Annotated in this window: 19 protein-coding genes; 11 read left to right on the top strand and 8 right to left on the bottom strand. The window is 62.6% G+C overall.

Features of this window, described 5'->3' with window-relative positions; genetic code table 11:
* The first annotated feature begins 17 nt into the window (after positions 1-17).
* Together FJ953_RS28220 and FJ953_RS28215 are read left to right on the top strand one after the other, a co-directional pair.
* Complete coding sequence (locus FJ953_RS28220) at positions 18-581, top strand: DUF192 domain-containing protein (protein ID WP_140625537.1); 564 nt, start codon at positions 18-20, stop codon at positions 579-581.
* Between the two features lie 20 nt (positions 582-601).
* Positions 602-1,369, top strand: a complete 768-nt coding sequence (locus FJ953_RS28215) for an alpha/beta hydrolase (RefSeq protein WP_140625536.1) — start codon at positions 602-604, stop codon at positions 1,367-1,369.
* A 43-nt stretch (positions 1,370-1,412) separates the two neighbouring features.
* On the opposite strand, the gene FJ953_RS28210 is transcribed toward FJ953_RS28215, so the two are convergent.
* Positions 1,413-2,018, bottom strand: a complete 606-nt coding sequence (locus FJ953_RS28210) for a hypothetical protein (protein WP_140625535.1) — start codon at positions 2,016-2,018, stop codon at positions 1,413-1,415.
* A 124-nt stretch (positions 2,019-2,142) separates the two neighbouring features.
* Here FJ953_RS28210 and cysE point away from each other — a divergent pair, with 124 nt between their 5' ends.
* Both cysE and FJ953_RS28200 read left to right on the top strand, forming a co-directional pair.
* Entirely contained in the window at positions 2,143-2,991 is an 849-nt protein-coding gene (gene cysE / locus FJ953_RS28205; protein ID WP_140493699.1) for a serine O-acetyltransferase, read from the top strand.
* A gap of 148 nt (positions 2,992-3,139) precedes the next feature.
* Positions 3,140-3,343: a DUF3126 family protein gene (locus tag FJ953_RS28200; RefSeq protein WP_019857879.1), complete on the top strand. Its 204-nt coding sequence runs from the start codon at positions 3,140-3,142 to the stop codon at positions 3,341-3,343.
* 47 nt (positions 3,344-3,390) lie between these two features.
* Here the strand turns inward: FJ953_RS28200 and FJ953_RS28195 are convergent, their stop codons facing one another.
* The gene (locus tag FJ953_RS28195; protein ID WP_140625534.1) at positions 3,391-4,122 is read right to left on the bottom strand and encodes a hypothetical protein; all 732 of its coding nucleotides are present in this window, start codon (positions 4,120-4,122) and stop codon (positions 3,391-3,393) included.
* A 102-nt stretch (positions 4,123-4,224) separates the two neighbouring features.
* Between FJ953_RS28195 and FJ953_RS28190 the strand changes: the two genes are divergently transcribed.
* A complete protein-coding gene (locus FJ953_RS28190) occupies positions 4,225-4,545 on the top strand; it encodes a hypothetical protein (protein WP_140493695.1) in 321 nt (106 codons plus the stop codon).
* Positions 4,546-4,587: 42 nt separating this feature from the next.
* The gene (locus FJ953_RS28185; RefSeq protein WP_140493693.1) at positions 4,588-5,115 is read left to right on the top strand and encodes a gamma carbonic anhydrase family protein; all 528 of its coding nucleotides are present in this window, start codon (positions 4,588-4,590) and stop codon (positions 5,113-5,115) included.
* A gap of 185 nt (positions 5,116-5,300) precedes the next feature.
* On the opposite strand, the gene FJ953_RS28180 is transcribed toward FJ953_RS28185, so the two are convergent.
* The 3 genes from FJ953_RS28180 to FJ953_RS28170 all read right to left on the bottom strand — a co-directional run bounded on the left by FJ953_RS28180 (position 5,301) and on the right by FJ953_RS28170 (position 7,472).
* Positions 5,301-5,909: a transglutaminase-like cysteine peptidase gene (locus tag FJ953_RS28180; protein ID WP_140493691.1), complete on the bottom strand. Its 609-nt coding sequence runs from the start codon at positions 5,907-5,909 to the stop codon at positions 5,301-5,303.
* A gap of 193 nt (positions 5,910-6,102) precedes the next feature.
* Entirely contained in the window at positions 6,103-6,720 is a 618-nt protein-coding gene (locus FJ953_RS28175; protein ID WP_140493689.1) for a PilZ domain-containing protein, read from the bottom strand.
* Positions 6,721-6,839: 119 nt separating this feature from the next.
* Entirely contained in the window at positions 6,840-7,472 is a 633-nt protein-coding gene (locus FJ953_RS28170) for a PAS domain-containing protein (RefSeq protein ID WP_140493687.1), read from the bottom strand.
* A 401-nt stretch (positions 7,473-7,873) separates the two neighbouring features.
* Here FJ953_RS28170 and FJ953_RS28165 point away from each other — a divergent pair, with 401 nt between their 5' ends.
* Both FJ953_RS28165 and FJ953_RS28160 read left to right on the top strand, forming a co-directional pair.
* Positions 7,874-8,632: a rhomboid family intramembrane serine protease gene (locus FJ953_RS28165; RefSeq protein ID WP_140625533.1), complete on the top strand. Its 759-nt coding sequence runs from the start codon at positions 7,874-7,876 to the stop codon at positions 8,630-8,632.
* A gap of 87 nt (positions 8,633-8,719) precedes the next feature.
* Positions 8,720-9,151: a CBS domain-containing protein gene (locus FJ953_RS28160; RefSeq protein WP_140493682.1), complete on the top strand. Its 432-nt coding sequence runs from the start codon at positions 8,720-8,722 to the stop codon at positions 9,149-9,151.
* A gap of 45 nt (positions 9,152-9,196) precedes the next feature.
* On the opposite strand, the gene FJ953_RS28155 is transcribed toward FJ953_RS28160, so the two are convergent.
* Positions 9,197-9,454 carry a YjhX family toxin gene (locus tag FJ953_RS28155; RefSeq protein ID WP_140561018.1) on the bottom strand — a complete coding sequence of 86 codons (258 nt, stop codon included), beginning with the start codon at positions 9,452-9,454 and terminating at the stop codon, positions 9,197-9,199.
* 279 nt (positions 9,455-9,733) lie between these two features.
* Between FJ953_RS28155 and gatB the strand changes: the two genes are divergently transcribed.
* Both gatB and FJ953_RS28140 read left to right on the top strand, forming a co-directional pair.
* Entirely contained in the window at positions 9,734-11,233 is a 1,500-nt protein-coding gene (gatB, locus tag FJ953_RS28145) for an Asp-tRNA(Asn)/Glu-tRNA(Gln) amidotransferase subunit GatB (protein WP_140517644.1), read from the top strand.
* 3 nt (positions 11,234-11,236) lie between these two features.
* Positions 11,237-11,731, top strand: a complete 495-nt coding sequence (locus FJ953_RS28140; protein WP_140561020.1) for a GNAT family N-acetyltransferase — start codon at positions 11,237-11,239, stop codon at positions 11,729-11,731.
* 56 nt (positions 11,732-11,787) lie between these two features.
* Here the strand turns inward: FJ953_RS28140 and panC are convergent, their stop codons facing one another.
* Together panC and panB are read right to left on the bottom strand one after the other, a co-directional pair.
* Positions 11,788-12,639 (bottom strand): pantoate--beta-alanine ligase, encoded by an 852-nt coding sequence (gene panC / locus FJ953_RS28135; RefSeq protein ID WP_140517642.1) that lies wholly within the window; start codon positions 12,637-12,639, stop codon positions 11,788-11,790.
* Positions 12,636-13,451: a 3-methyl-2-oxobutanoate hydroxymethyltransferase gene (panB, locus tag FJ953_RS28130; RefSeq protein ID WP_246674925.1), complete on the bottom strand. Its 816-nt coding sequence runs from the start codon at positions 13,449-13,451 to the stop codon at positions 12,636-12,638. The genes panC and panB overlap by 4 nt, the downstream gene beginning before the upstream one ends.
* Positions 13,452-13,710: 259 nt before the next feature.
* On the opposite strand from panB, the gene FJ953_RS28125 reads away from it, so the two are divergent.
* Complete coding sequence (locus FJ953_RS28125) at positions 13,711-14,109, top strand: NADH:ubiquinone oxidoreductase subunit NDUFA12 (RefSeq protein WP_140522122.1); 399 nt, start codon at positions 13,711-13,713, stop codon at positions 14,107-14,109.
* Positions 14,110-14,164: the final 55 nt, after the last annotated feature.

The raw sequence follows: 14,164 nt of genomic DNA, 5'->3' as shown, positions 1-14,164 counted from the left end.
TTGCCGAGGATTTTCGCATGACACATAGGAATTGGCTTACGGCGGGCGCAATGTGCGTCCTGGCTGCGGTCATCGTCGCCGCGGCCGCCTATTTCTATTCGCCTGCACCGACGGCGGCCGACAGCCGGGTGATGACCCTGCCGGTGGACCCGACGCCGCTGGTCGTGGCGACGAAAGGCGGAGATCGCTCCTTTTCCATCGAAATCGCCGACACCGATGCTGAACGCGAGGCCGGCTTGATGTATCGCCAGGACATGGCGGACGATCACGGCATGTTGTTCGTCTTCGACATGCAGCAGCAGGTCAACTTCTGGATGCAGAACACGCCGATGCCGCTTGACCTGGTTTTTATCGGCCAGGATGGCAAGATCCGGGCGGTCAAGCACGGCGAGCCGCAATCCCAGGCGCTCATTTCGCCCGGCGTGCCGGTGCGCTTCGTGCTTGAGCTCAAGGCGGGCACCGCCGCCAGGAACGGTATCGATTATGGCGACCTGGTGCGCCATCCGGCCGTTGGCACCATATCAGGCCCCGAGGTGCCGCCATCGGACAATGGCGATGCGCCGAACGGCGGTGGCGGTTGAGGACGCGGGCAGTATAGCCGATGCAGTTTTTTTCCCATGACGGGTTCGATATCGCCTTCCTCGACCGCCAGCCGGAATCGGGCCGGGGCGATCCTGTGCTGATGATCCATGGCTTTGCCTCCAGCCATTACGTCAACTGGGTTTCGCCCGGCTGGTTCAAGACGCTGAACGATAACGGCTACCGCGCCATTGCGCTGGACAATCGCGGCCACGGCTCGTCATCGAAAAGCTACGAAGAGGCAGATTACACCCCGGCCCGGATGGCCTCGGACGCGGCTGCTTTGCTCGATCATCTCGGCATCGGGCGCGCCCATGTCATGGGCTATTCGATGGGCGCGAGGATAGCGGCATTCCTGGCGCTGTCGGATCCCGACAAGGTGGCGACGCTGGTCTTCGGCGGTCTCGGCATCGGCATGATCGACGGCGTCGGCGATTGGGATCCGATCGCGGCAGCCCTTCTTGCCGACGATCCGGCCAAGACCACTCATCCCCGCGGCCGTTCGTTTCGCGCCTTCGCCGACCAGACTCGCAGCGACCGCCGGGCGCTCGCGGCCTGCATCGCCACCTCCCGCGAGTTGCTGAGCGAGGATGAAATTGCCCGGATCGCCCAGCCGACGCTGATCGCCGTCGGCACCACCGACGACATTGGCGGCTCGCCCGACGAACTTGCCGCACTGATGCCCAACGCCAAGGCTTTCCACATCGAAGGCCGTGACCATATGCTGGCCGTCGGCGACAAGACCTTCAAGCGGCGTGTGCTGGAATTCTACGCCGAAAATCCGCTTTGACCCGGCGCAAGAGCCCGATAAAACCTGATGCACAAGCCAGATGTCACGCTGGTTTTTGCAGCGCTTCGAGCGACCGGGTGAGATTCAGCCTGGCCTGCTGCTCGAAGCGCCGACGGAATTCCTCGCTGTGGAAGATGTGCGGGCGTGTCAGGAAGCTGTTCAGCACCGCGCCGCGTCCGGCCCGCCAGATCGGCTCCTCCACCCATTGATATTCGGCGCGGATCGCGCGCTCATAGGCATCGAATGCATCCGGCGCTGCGCCGAGGATCGACAGGTCCATGTCCAGGAAAAGAGCGGCGTCACGCACCGCGGCCGTGTCTTCGAAGCCCGGCAACTGGTGTGTTGCGGTGGCAAGGATCATGGCGCTGATGCGGCAGAGGCGCTGGGCGTCGATGCGGCCCGCGAGCTTTTTTTCCGCGAGTGCTGCGCTTTGTGCCTCGTTGTCCTTAGCCCGGCTGTCATAGACGGCGTCGTGGAACCAGATCGCCGCCTCGACGGCCTCGGGATCGTCGAGCAGCTTCTGGTACTCGCCGGCGAGCGCCAGCATCGCCTCGATATGGGTAAGGTTGTGGTAATGGCGGTCCTGTCTCTCATAGAGAGCGGAAAGCTCGCGTTTGAGGGCATTGTCGAGCAAGAGTTCATTTTCCATGCCGGCTTGAATTCCCGCTAACCAAATCCATTTGACAGAGCACTAAGGAAAATTGAGTTCAATCGTGCTATGATCTGGCTTATATGTGCGGCCCGACATTAGGCAAGGCGGCAGGACGACGTCGATGAACAGCATCAGCATTTCCCGACACAGCGCGTTGCAGCCGGTCGATCCGATCTGGCGCTCGATCCGTGACGAAGCGATGGACGCGGTCAATCGCGACCCGCTGCTCGCCGCCTTCCTCTATTCGACCATCCTCAATCAGGAGAGCCTGGAGGAGGCGGTCATCCACCGGCTGGCCGAGCGGTTGGCGCACCAGGACATTGGCTCCGATCTCATCCGCCAGACCTTCAAATCGATGCTGGCCGACGACAAGGATTGGCCGACCACCGTGCGTGTCGATATCCAGGCCTATTACGACCGCGATCCGGCCTGCGACCGCTTCATCATGCCGGTGCTCTACTTCAAGGGGTTTCACGCCATCCAGACCCACAGGCTGGCGCATTGGCTGTGGAACCAGGGGCGCAAGGATTTCGCGCTCTATCTGCAAAGCCGTTCGTCCTCGGTCTTCCAGACCGATATCAATCCGGCGGCCCGCATCGGCAAGGGCATCTTCATCGACCACGCCACCGGTCTGGTCGTCGGCGAGACAGCGGTCATCGAGGACGACGTGTCGATCCTGCACGGTGTCACGCTCGGCGGCACCGGCAAGGCCGGCGGAGACCGTCACCCCAAGATTCGTCGTGGCGTCTTGATCGGTGCCGGCGCCAAGATTCTCGGCAACATCGAAATCGGCCATTGCTCCAAGATCGCCGCCGGTTCGGTGGTGCTGTCGCCGGTGCCGCATAACAAGACGGTCGCAGGCGTGCCGGCTCGCGTCGTCGGCGAGACCGGCTGCGACCAGCCGTCGCGCCAGATGGACCAGCTTCTGCCGTCGCAGACGATGGACCAGGTCGTCAGCTTCGACATCTAGTTTTACTGAGGGGCGTCGCGGAGTTTCGCACTGCTCGCGCCGGCGGCTTCGATTGCCGTGCAATACGGCGAGCTTGCCTTTACATGGCCATCGTCGACGTGTCAGAAGCGCCGTTCAAACGAGCAAGCCCGATGATCGGAGAAGACTGTTGAAGCCTGACGAAATCAGAAAGCTGGACGCCTATTTCAAGCGCGTCTTCCAGAACCCCAAGCTCGAGGTCAAGGCACGGCCGCGCAAGGAGGATTCGGCCGAAGTCTACGTCGGCGACGAATTCCTCGGCATCGTCTTCAAAGACGAGGATGACGGCGACTACAATTTCTCGATGGCGATCCTCGACATCGATCTGGGCTGATCCCACGCCCATGGCGATGCCGGACGCAAACGCGGCCGGCCTTCCCGTCACTGTCCCGCCTTCAGGACACGCCCGGCCTCGGCGGTGATTGCCGCGTCAAGCGCCTGCCAATCCCCCAGAAATTCCTTCGGGAAGCGATAGGTGAGGCTGAGATCCTCGCCGACATGGATGTCGCGCTCGCAAGGCGCCAGCGATTGTTCGGCTGCCGGCCCACTCAGGCAGCGGGCCACGAACGGGTCCTTGCCGGGCCGGTTGCCGACAACGAGCACCTCGTTGAGGTAACCTGATTTCGCGTTGAAACCGTAAATCGTCGTGCCGCCCGGACCTGCCGTGCCGGGCTGCACGATCAACGCGCTGTAGATCGGCCCGAAACGTCCGCTCATGTCGCGAGACATCATCTGCTGTTCGAAGGACAGGAAGACGATGCTTTTGGCTGGCCCCGTGTGATTGAAATCGCCGCGGGCAGCTTCGCTGTAGCCATCCATCTGGGGATAGCGCAGGTAGAGGTCGAGCCGCGAGGCGATGCCGTCGCGCCGCGCCTGTTCGAAACGGATAAAGTTGGCAGGCACGGCGATGACATTGTTGCCGATCACCACCTTGCGCATCGTCGCATCATCCGTGTAGCCGGCCATGGCGATCGAATGGCCGAACCATTTGCCGCCCAGGCTGATTGCGACCGACAGCAGGGCGAGTGCTGCGAAGGCGTAGAACACCCGCTTCATCAACGTGGAATCGACCACGGTGAATTCGGGGTCGTCGGCGATCGCTGCCTGCTTCATCTCTGTCCCCGGATTCCTGTCCCGTGACGGCACGCATCGCACGGCACGGCTCTTGCAGTCCTTCCAGCGACTGTGCGATTTCATGGTAAACGGAAGGTAAAGATGGGCCCGGTTGAGCTAACTGCGTTCGCTTTTCTTGTCGGGTTGACGGCTTGCGGGCTGGTCGGATCGGCGATGGAGTTGGTTGCCGGGCGCAAGGTCGCGTTCACCGAGCCTTATGTGTCCTCCGCGCACGTACTGCGTTCGCTCGCCGCCACCGCGTGCGCCGGGCCGTTCATGCTGGTCAACGATGCCTTGGACGCCCGCCGCGACGGTCGCATTTCGTCGGTGGCGCTGATTTCCTGTGGCTGCACGGCGGTCGCCTGGACGCTGGCGCTCGGCATCGTTCTTGTGGCCGTTGCGTGTTGGGAGGTGCCAACCTAGGGTCGTTCGACTTCTAGGCTTGAGACGAATCGGAGACCAGAAATGCCGCTTTATGCGATCGATGGCACCGAACCGAACTTCGCGGATGCGGGCTCAAACTGGATCGCGCCCGATGCGACGCTGATCGGCGACATCAGCATCGGCCGCAATGCCGGCTTCTGGTTCGGCGTCGTCATTCGCGGCGACAATGAGCCTGTCGTGATCGGCGCCGACACCAACGTGCAGGAGCACACGGTCATGCACACCGATCCCGGCTTCCCGCTGACCATTGGCGAAGGCTGCACGATCGGCCACCGCGCCATGCTGCATGGCTGCACCATCGGCGATAACAGCCTGATCGGCATGGGCGCAATCGTGCTCAACGGCGCCAGGATCGGCAAGAATTCGCTGGTCGGCGCCGGCGCGCTGGTCACCGAAGGCAAGGAATTCCCGGACAATTCGCTGATCGTCGGCTCGCCGGCCAAGGCGATCAGGGTTCTGGACGAGGCTGCGATTGCAAGGTTGCGGGCCTCGGCCGCGCACTATGTCGCCAACGGCAGGCGCTTCAAAGCGGGTTTGGAGAAGGTCTAAGCCAGAAATGGCGGAGCCGGCCCGGGGACGGGGCCGGCTCCTTAGACCCGGTCGTTGGGACGGGGAGGGTGGGGACTCGACCGGGTTTCTCCTTAGGCGCATCGCCTTGATGCGTAGCGCCTGGTCTCTGGTTCACGCGTGCCGGTCCCCTAACGCTGCGCGTTGATCGCCATGGATCGACGCCTTCAGCGGACGCTGGCGACCGCGTCGGCGCGGCCGTCGTTGATCGTCACCCAGACGCCGGAATTGGTATCCGACTGTCGCTTGAGGTAGGTGTAGTCGGTGTCCGTCCAGGACAGGACCTTGGTTTCCAGATTGTCGAGGATGAACTCGCCGAGGCTGGTGCGCACGGTCAGCACCGCGTGGCCGTCACCGTTCGGCTGGCGCGCGACCGTCATCAACAGGTTGCCGGCCGGAACGCCGGCGTCCATCAGCTCGCGGCGCTTTTCCAGCGCGTAGTCCTCGCAATCGCCATAGCCGTTGTCGGGATAGGCCCAATATTCCTCGACGCCGTTGTTTTCCATGTCGGTGCGCGGCTTGACGCGGGTATTGACCGAATTGTTGATGCTGAGGATCGTCGCCCACAGCTTGCGGGTCAGTTCGACCGGCGCCCCCTTGGGTGTCCGCTCGCTGCATTCGCCCGGCATGCGCTGGCAGAATTCATAGTGGCCGACAGGCTGTGTGGTGCGGCCGCCGGTGTGCATATAGGCCGGTCCCGCGGCATATGCTGATCCCCAAGCGGAAAGCTGCATCGCCATTGCCATCAGCAACAGCTTGCCTCTCGTTTTCTTCATTGTTTTTGTCTCCCCGTTCGAGGGAGACATTGCCACAGGTGGATTTATTCGACGCAAAAGCGCGCAGTAGATATTGAGTAAAACGTCCCTAGAATAGGTATCAAATTTGAAACTTTTGAGTGGTCAATCGTTGTCGTGAAATACAAAAAAACCGGCCGCGAAGGCCGGTTTTGATCTTAACGCTGTTCGGCCTTCAGGCGCGCGGCGTGTTGAATTCCGAATCGAGCGTCTCAGGCCGCTGGATGACGGCGAATTCGATGGCGACGCCATCCTCGAAATGACGCACGATCTGTCCGCGCATGGTGCCGAGCATGACCTGGACGCCGATCGCCGGCTTGACGTCGATCTCGATCGCGGCGCCGGAGAGCGACAGGTCGATGATGCGGCACTGGTACTGACGGCCGTCGGTGAGCTGCAGGATGCTGGTCGGGTTGCGGGGGGCGACGCGCTCGTGGCGGCGGTCTTCCGGCAGATCGAGCTCGTGCTTGTTGGCGAGCCACGTCAATTGCGCGGCGAGCTTGTCCTTCTTGCGGTCCGACGCAATCACCGTCATTGCGAAACCGTCCTGCAAGGTGCGGGTGACGACGCCTTCTATGCGGCCGATATGGTCGACATAGGCGATGACCTTTTCACCGGGCATGCCGATGCGGTCCGTGCGAAACGCGACGTTACCCGGCGACATATCGACGACCTGGCAAGGATGTTCGGTGCGGTCTTCCAGCATGAAGCGCCCGTATATCTTGACCCGGACGCGCTGAAAGTTACGTCTCTCAGCTTGGGACGGCGCGTAGTCGACCGCCGCTGACCTCATGACTGCCTACACCCCGTTTGGCATCCCCGCGCGCCGATGCCAGGGACTTCATCCCAGAACTACAGCAAAGCGGGTTAACAAAGGGGAAAAACGGGCAGGCGGGGCTGTAGGATCGTCAACTATTCCTCGCGCCCGCCATCGAAGACGACGAGGTGGCGGATGCGGCGCGCTCGGCCGAGCGCGGAGATGGTTTCGGGCGCCTCCAGTTCGGCGGGAACAAGCGAGGGAACGTCGATCGCCGGCCGGCTCGCCAGCAACTCTTTTTCGGGATCGATGACACGGATCGAATCGATCAACGCGTCCGTGAGCGGGTCGGCGCCCAGCCAGAACGGCTTCTCCACAGCGCTGATCACGCCAAGGCAACGCGGGTTTTCGACGCCGCCATCCAGCGGCAAGGCAAGCAGTTCGAACTTGTTGGAACGGCCGTTGCGGCTGAAGCCCTCGAACATGATCAGCACGACGGATTTCTGGTCGAACACGCCATGGATCAGCTTCGAGACCAGCCGCTGGTCCTTCTCGCGCCATAGCGAGGGAAAGGAGAACCCCTTGAGTTCGCGGCCATAGGAGGCGCAGAGCCTTGTGCCGGCCAGCCGGAACACCGCTTGCCCACGCGTGTCCCTTTCCAGGATGAAGGTGTCGGCCAGCAGCGACTTGATATCGGCCGGCTCCACTTCCGAGCGCTTCGGGGCAGGGCGTCCATCACGCAAGCGGTTCCAATACTGGAACAGCGTGATCGATCCGTTCTGGTTCATGCTAAGCAGCTCCGCGCATTCTGTCGTCTGATGTCCCATCGGTGAACAGAAGGGCGCCCTCCGATGACCTACATGCGTTGCGGAGCAGGAAGCGTGCCAGCGTCGTTAACACTTGTTCACGGGTCGGGGCCGTTAAGGTTAACAAGTGGTTTACGTTGCGCCCGGTCGAGCCGCGTGGCACACAAAAACCACTCCAGAAGCGGTCGTTTCGCGGCGATCGGCAGCACTTCAGTCAAGAGTTCGGGGGAACAGGGGACTCGACAGCCGTTCAAGGGAAACCTTGGACGGCTTTCTTTTGATTCGGCACTTTTGATTCGCGCTCGGCGATTCGCCCTTTGTGGTCCGGCGGGCAGTGGTCTAGATGCTCGCAACGACGAATCCTGGACCGAGTGCTAGTGCGCATGAGTAAACCTGTAAGCCCACCGGAAATAGAACAGGCGGATCGCGAGCCCGAGCCGCGTCGCGAGCCGATCTTCAACCTGCCGCCGATCGTGCTGGCGGTGATCGCCATTTGCGTGGCCATCTACCTGTTGCAGCAATACGTGCTGAGTGATGCTCAGCAAATGACACTGCTTTACGATGGGGCCTTCATCCCTGTCCTCTACACCGGCCAATACGGCTTCGACTGGTTCCTGTTCACGCGGCCCTTCACCTATGCCTTCATGCATGGTGGATTTGCCCATATCGCCATCAACATGGTCTGGCTCGCTGCCTTTGGCTCGCCGCTGGCCAATCGGCTCGGAGCCTTCTGGTTCGCGTTGTTCTTCGCCGCGACGGGACTGGCTTCAGTGGCGCTTTTCTGGGCCATGCATCCATATGGCGAAGCGCCGCTGGTCGGCGCTTCCGGTGCGATATCGGGCATGATGGGAGCGGCGGCACGCTTTGGCTTCCGTACGGATCGTTCGGCGGGCAAAGCCGCTTTCGCCGGCCCCGTGCTGCCGATCGCAATGGTGCTGCGCTCGCGTGGCGTGATGATCTTCCTTGCCGTTTGGATGGTGATCAACCTTGTCACCGGCCTTGTCGGCTTCGCCCCCGGGGTCGACAGCCAGATCGCCTGGGAGGCTCACATTGGCGGCTTTGTCGCCGGCTTCCTCAGCTTGCGCTGGTTCGACAGGCGCTGGCAGCCGCTCGACTGGGAGACGACCGACCACCGCACTTGAAATGCAACCGATCGCGGCGCACGATGTTCACTCTTACGTGAAAGCCGGTCACGGCAGGAACCGGTTGGCAGAGTAGAGGAGGACGCCATGACGGTTAAGGCCATTCTCGAGCAAAAAGGCCACGACGTGTTGACGCTCGGGCCGAACGAAAAACTGAGCGAAGCCATCCGTATCCTTGCCGAACACAGGATCGGGGCGTTGGTCATCACCAATGGAGACCGCAAGATCGTCGGCATCCTGTCCGAGCGCGACATCGTGCGCGTCGTCGCCAGGGAAGGCGCTGCCGCGCTCGACATAGCCGTTCGTTCCGCGATGACGCCGAAAGTGAAGATCTGCAACGAGAACCACACCGTCAACGAGGTGATGGAGATCATGACCCGGGGCCGCTTCCGCCATCTTCCGGTGGAAAAGGACGGCATGCTCGACGGCATCGTGTCGATCGGTGACGTGGTCAAGCGTCGCATCGAGGATGTCGAGCGCGAGGCTGAGGAAATCCGCGCCTATATCGCTACCGCCTGAGCGGCAAGCAACCGCCGGCCGCGCAAACGGTCGGCGGGGCGATAGTTACCTGTTGTCGAGTTCGGAGCGGACGAGTTGGAGCCCGCGCCGCGTGATGCGGTAGGGGCCGCCGCCCGACGACGAAACCGCCTTCTTGCGCTTCAGCTTCCGAAACAGGTCGAGATCGACGTCGGGGTAGTGCCAGCCGTCGCGGGTCAGGCATTTGACGGAGGCGATCCGTTTCTTCTCACTTTTTTCGATCTCAATGCGTCCGCCCTGCGCGAGCAGGTGCAGAACGCGTTGTTCGATACGCGAAATATCCATGGGAGAGTATCCGGGAAAACAACAAAAGCCGCCGCCGCGAAGCTTCGCGGCGCGGGGTTTCAGGTTTTCTGCCCTGCCTCGCTATGAGGTCAGGGCCTTACCGGGACTGAGCGTAAGTGGACATCCACTCTCCATTGGGATGGATGGCCTATAGGCGAAAGCGGCGGAAAAGGCCAGCGGGCGGCTTTACGCTTGTCTCGGGAGGCGGTTTGCACTAGCGAAGTTGCAAATCAGGATGTGCAAAACGCACGTTTCCATCGTTCTACTACGCAGGCCACCATGAGCATCATCGATACCCGCACGCCCGACGCGAAACGCCTGATCCCCGGCGCCACCGGCGACTGGGAAATCATCATCGGGCTCGAGGTCCATGCGCAGGTGACATCGGAAGCAAAACTGTTTTCCGGCGCTTCGACGTCGTTCGGTGCCGCCCCCAACGCCAATGTCAGCCTGGTCGATGCCGCAATGCCCGGCATGCTGCCCGTCATCAACGAGGAATGCGTCAAGCAGGCGATCCGGACCGGCCTCGGGCTAAAGGCGCAGATCAACCACAAGTCCGTCTTCGACCGGAAGAACTACTTCTACCCGGACCTGCCGCAGGGCTACCAGATTTCGCAGTTCAAGCAGCCGATCGTCGGCGAGGGCACGGTGATCGTCTCCGTAGGGCCCGACCGCCAGGGCGAGTTCGAGGACATCGAGGTCGGCATCGAGCGCCTGCATCTGGAGCAGGATGCCGGCAAATCGATGCACGACCAGCATCCGACCATGTCCTATGTCGATCTCAACCGCTCCGGCGTGGCGCTGATGGAAATCGTGTCGAAACCGGACATGCGTTCGGCCGACGAAGCCAAGGCCTATGTTACCAAGCTGCGCACCATCGTCCGCTATCTCGGCACCTGCGACGGCAACATGGACGAAGGCTCCATGCGCGCCGACGTCAATGTTTCGGTGCGCCGGCCGGGCGGCGAATTCGGCACGCGCTGCGAGATCAAGAACGTCAATTCGATCCGCTTCATCGGCCAGGCGATCGATTTCGAGGCGCGCCGGCAGATCGCCATCATCGAGGATGGCGGCACGATCGACCAGGAAACGCGGCTGTTCGACGCCGTCAAGGGCGAAACCCGTTCGATGCGCACCAAGGAAGAGGCGCACGACTACCGCTATTTTCCCGATCCCGATCTGTTGCCGCTGGAGTTCGACCAGGCCTATGTCGAAGCGCTGGCCAAGGAGTTGCCGGAACTGCCCGACGACAAGAAGGCGCGATTGATCTCCTCGCTCGGCCTCTCGACTTACGATGCTTCGATCCTGGTGTCGGAAAAGCCGATCGCCGACTATTTCGAGAAGGTGGCCGCCGGCCGCGACGGCAAGCTCGCCGCCAACTGGGTTATCAACGACCTGCTTGGGCAATTGAACAAAGCTGGAAAGGACATTGAAAATGCTCCGGTTTCGCCGGATCAGATCGGTGCCATCATCGATCTGATCAAGGACGGCACCATCTCCGGCAAGATCGCCAAGGACCTGTTCGAGATCGTCTGGAACGAGGGCGGCGACCCGCGCCAACTGGTCGAGAGCCGCGGCATGAAACAGGTTACCGACACCGGCGCTATCGAAAAAGCGGTGGACGAGGTGATCGCGGCCAACCCGGACAAGGTCGAGCAGGCGCGCGCCAAGCCGACCATGGCCGGCTGGTTCGTCGGCCAGGTGATGAAGGCGACCGGCGGCAAGGCCAACCCACAGGCCGTCAATGACCTGGTCAAGGCCAAGCTGGGCATCGAGTAGGCTATGTTCGTGCGCACCGCCGGGGATCGCGACCTCGCCGCCATCCGGGCGCTGCTGGTCGAGACTTGGCATGCGACTTACGACGCCATCTATGGCGCCGAACGGGTGACAGAGATCACCGATGCGTGGCATTCGATCGCCTCGCTCAAGGCGCGGCTGGCGAAGCCAAACAGCGAGTTCCTCGTCGCCGACGATGGCCAGCGCATTGGCGGCATGGCATTTGCCGAAGCGCTCGATGGCGGCGGCGTGGTCATGCTGAAGCAGCTTTACGTGCAGCCCGGCCTGCAGGGCCGGGGCATCGGCGGCATGCTTCTCGACGAGATCATCGAAAGCTTCCCTGAGGCCCGCGCCATCCGGCTGGAAGTGGAAGAGAAGAACACGCGCGCAATTGCCTTCTACCAGGCGAACGGCTTCGTCCAGACCGGCCGCACCGACAATTGCGGTTCGGCCCAATCCGCTATCCCGGCGCTCGTCTATGAAAGGCCGCTTGCCGCATAGCGGCGGACCTTTCGGGTGCGCAATCCGGCGGTCGAATTCAGCGATCGAGCCGCAGCCTAACTGGTGGAGACGTCCACATTGTCGATCAGCCTGGTCTTGCCCAGCCAGGCGGCGGCGAGCAGGCGGCCCTCGTGCCCGCGGCGCCACGGCGTCAGCGTCCGGCTCTCGCGAGCTTCGACATAATCGATCTTGTGGAAGCCGGCCGCGAGTAGGGCGCGGCTGGCTTCGCCTGTCGCGCCGTTCTGGTCGGCGCCGGCCGCCAGCGCCGCGGCTGCCTTGCGGAGGATCACGTTGAGCCGGCGGGCGATCTGGAGTTCGGCCTCACCGAGATAGGCGTTACGCGATGACATGGCGAGGCCATGCGCGTCGCGGATCGTCGGCGCGCCGATGATTTCGACGGGCAGGTCGAGGTCGCGGCAGAGCTGCCTGACGACGCACAATTGCTGATAATCCTTTTCGCCAAAGACCGCGACGTCGGGCGACGCCTGCAGGAGCAGCTTCGCCACGACGGTGGCGACGCCTTCGAAAAAAGTCGGTCGAAAATCCGATTCGAGCCCGGCGGAGGGACCGCCGACCGAGATTTTGGTGGCAAAGCCGGCAGGATACATCTCACCAACCCCAGGCGTGTAGGCAAGATCGGCTCCGGCCAAAGCCAGCTGGTCGAGATCGCGGGCGAGCTGACGTGGATATTTGTCGAGATCCTCGCTCGGCGCGAACTGCGTCGGGTTGACAAAGATCGAGACGATGCAGCGCTCGGCTCTTTCAAGCGCGATCCTGACCAGCGATAGGTGCCCTTCGTGCAAGGCGCCCATTGTCGGCACCATGGCGACGCGAAGGCCGTCGCGCCGCCAGTCGCGGATCCGCGCGCGAAGGCCGGCGACCGTGTCGACGACGAGGGGCCGGCTCATCGGTTGTCCTTGCCCAAGGTGGCCGAAAACACATTTTCGGAACCGGGGAATGTCCGGTCTCGTACCTCGCTGGCGTAACGTGCGGCCGCCTGCGAGACCACGCTGCGCAAATCGGCGTACTCATTGACGAATTTCGGCACGCGGTCGACGGTGAGCCCGACCATGTCGTCTATGACCAGGATCTGGCCGTCGCAAACGCCACTCGCGCCGATGCCGATAGTCGGAATGGCGATGCGGCGGGTGATTTCGGCCGCGACCGCTTCGACCGTGCCCTCGATGACCATCGAAAAGGCGCCGGCTTCTTCGACGGCGCGCGCATCGGCAAACAGCGCTGCCGCATTCTCGTCGGTCCGGCCCTTGATCCTGTAGCCGCCATCCTTCTCGACGGACTGCGGCAGCAGGCCGATATGGCCCATGACCGCGATGCCGGCATCGACGACTGCGGCGATCTGCCGGGCCATACCGACGCCGCCCTCGAGTTTCACAGCCTGGCAGCCGGTTTCGCCAACGATACGCCGCGCCGAGGCAACGGCTTGGGCCGCCGAATCCTCATAGCTGCCGGCCGGCATGTCGACGACGACGCAAGCCCTGGCCGAGCCGCGCATCACCGCTTGCCCATGCGCGATCATCATCTCCAGCGAGGCGCCCAGCGTCGTTTTGTGGCCATGCAGGACCATTGCGACGCTGTCGCCGACGAGGAGCAGATCGACATGCTCGTCGAGCAGCCGGGCGATGGGGTAGGTATAGGCGGTGAGACAGACGATCGGCACGCCACGCTTGCGGCGGCGAATGGCATCGGCGCCGATGCGAATGTCGGCGGTCGGCGATTCCCTGGCCAATCGTCACCTCCCTCGGCCAAGGGTCGGCCGGATACCCGCACGGGGCGCGCGCGCAGAGCTTTAGAAAGGCTGAGGGTGGTTGGCAAGCACCATACGGCGCCGGCAATGCATCACCGGCTTGTGTCGCCTTACCGGCGCGCCATTTGCGCCCTCTTGGCGGCAAGCCCCTTGCCTTCACGAAGGGCTGACGCCATAAGCAGGAAACGGACGCCATCGGCGCGAGGGTTTGAAGATGAAGACTTTCCTTAAGCAGTTTTTCACCTGGTGGAACGGCCAGACGCTTGGCACGCGCCTGCACACCTGGCGGCACGGCAGGAAGGTCGGGCAGGACGAGGTGGGCAACGTCTACTACGAAGGCGGTGTCGATTCCGAAGGACGCACGCGCCGTTGGGTCATCTATCGCGATTATTCCGAGGCTTCTTCTATCCCGCCCGGCTGGCACGGCTGGATTCATCACCGCGTCGACGTCGCGCCGCCGAGCGACGATTACAAGCCGCGCGACTGGCAGAAGCCGCATCAACCGAACCTGACCGGCTCGCCCTCAGCCTATCGTCCGAAGGGCTCGGTGCTGACCAACCAGCACCGTCCGCAGGTCACCGGTGACTACGACGCCTGGACGCCCGGATCATAAGCGGGCGTCGGTCCTTTATCGCCACAATTGGTGTCTAGCTGCTTGCTGATCAGAA

This window comes from Mesorhizobium sp. B2-3-6 (assembly GCF_006442305.1).
In the GTDB taxonomy this organism is placed as follows: Bacteria; Pseudomonadota; Alphaproteobacteria; order Rhizobiales; family Rhizobiaceae; genus Mesorhizobium.
The sequence above is the reverse complement of the archived record's forward strand: the minus strand, read 5'-3'. Positions and strand labels throughout refer to the sequence as shown.

Excerpts from the sequence above, each read along its gene's own strand:
- FJ953_RS28220 (WP_140625537.1), top strand. The coding sequence starts at position 18 with ATGACACATAGGAATTGGCTTACGGCGGGCGCAATGTGCGTCCTGGCT.
- FJ953_RS28215 (WP_140625536.1), top strand. The coding sequence starts at position 602 with ATGCAGTTTTTTTCCCATGACGGGTTCGATATCGCCTTCCTCGACCGC.
- FJ953_RS28210 (WP_140625535.1), bottom strand. The coding sequence starts at position 2,018 with ATGGAAAATGAACTCTTGCTCGACAATGCCCTCAAACGCGAGCTTTCC.
- cysE (WP_140493699.1), top strand. The coding sequence starts at position 2,143 with ATGAACAGCATCAGCATTTCCCGACACAGCGCGTTGCAGCCGGTCGAT.
- FJ953_RS28195 (WP_140625534.1), bottom strand. The coding sequence starts at position 4,122 with ATGAAGCAGGCAGCGATCGCCGACGACCCCGAATTCACCGTGGTCGAT.
- FJ953_RS28190 (WP_140493695.1), top strand. The coding sequence starts at position 4,225 with ATGGGCCCGGTTGAGCTAACTGCGTTCGCTTTTCTTGTCGGGTTGACG.
- FJ953_RS28185 (WP_140493693.1), top strand. The coding sequence starts at position 4,588 with ATGCCGCTTTATGCGATCGATGGCACCGAACCGAACTTCGCGGATGCG.
- FJ953_RS28180 (WP_140493691.1), bottom strand. The coding sequence starts at position 5,909 with ATGAAGAAAACGAGAGGCAAGCTGTTGCTGATGGCAATGGCGATGCAG.
- FJ953_RS28175 (WP_140493689.1), bottom strand. The coding sequence starts at position 6,720 with ATGAGGTCAGCGGCGGTCGACTACGCGCCGTCCCAAGCTGAGAGACGT.
- FJ953_RS28170 (WP_140493687.1), bottom strand. The coding sequence starts at position 7,472 with ATGAACCAGAACGGATCGATCACGCTGTTCCAGTATTGGAACCGCTTG.
- FJ953_RS28165 (WP_140625533.1), top strand. The coding sequence starts at position 7,874 with ATGAGTAAACCTGTAAGCCCACCGGAAATAGAACAGGCGGATCGCGAG.
- FJ953_RS28160 (WP_140493682.1), top strand. The coding sequence starts at position 8,720 with ATGACGGTTAAGGCCATTCTCGAGCAAAAAGGCCACGACGTGTTGACG.
- FJ953_RS28155 (WP_140561018.1), bottom strand. The coding sequence starts at position 9,454 with ATGGATATTTCGCGTATCGAACAACGCGTTCTGCACCTGCTCGCGCAG.
- gatB (WP_140517644.1), top strand. The coding sequence starts at position 9,734 with ATGAGCATCATCGATACCCGCACGCCCGACGCGAAACGCCTGATCCCC.
- FJ953_RS28140 (WP_140561020.1), top strand. The coding sequence starts at position 11,237 with ATGTTCGTGCGCACCGCCGGGGATCGCGACCTCGCCGCCATCCGGGCG.
- panC (WP_140517642.1), bottom strand. The coding sequence starts at position 12,639 with ATGAGCCGGCCCCTCGTCGTCGACACGGTCGCCGGCCTTCGCGCGCGG.
- FJ953_RS28125 (WP_140522122.1), top strand. The coding sequence starts at position 13,711 with ATGAAGACTTTCCTTAAGCAGTTTTTCACCTGGTGGAACGGCCAGACG.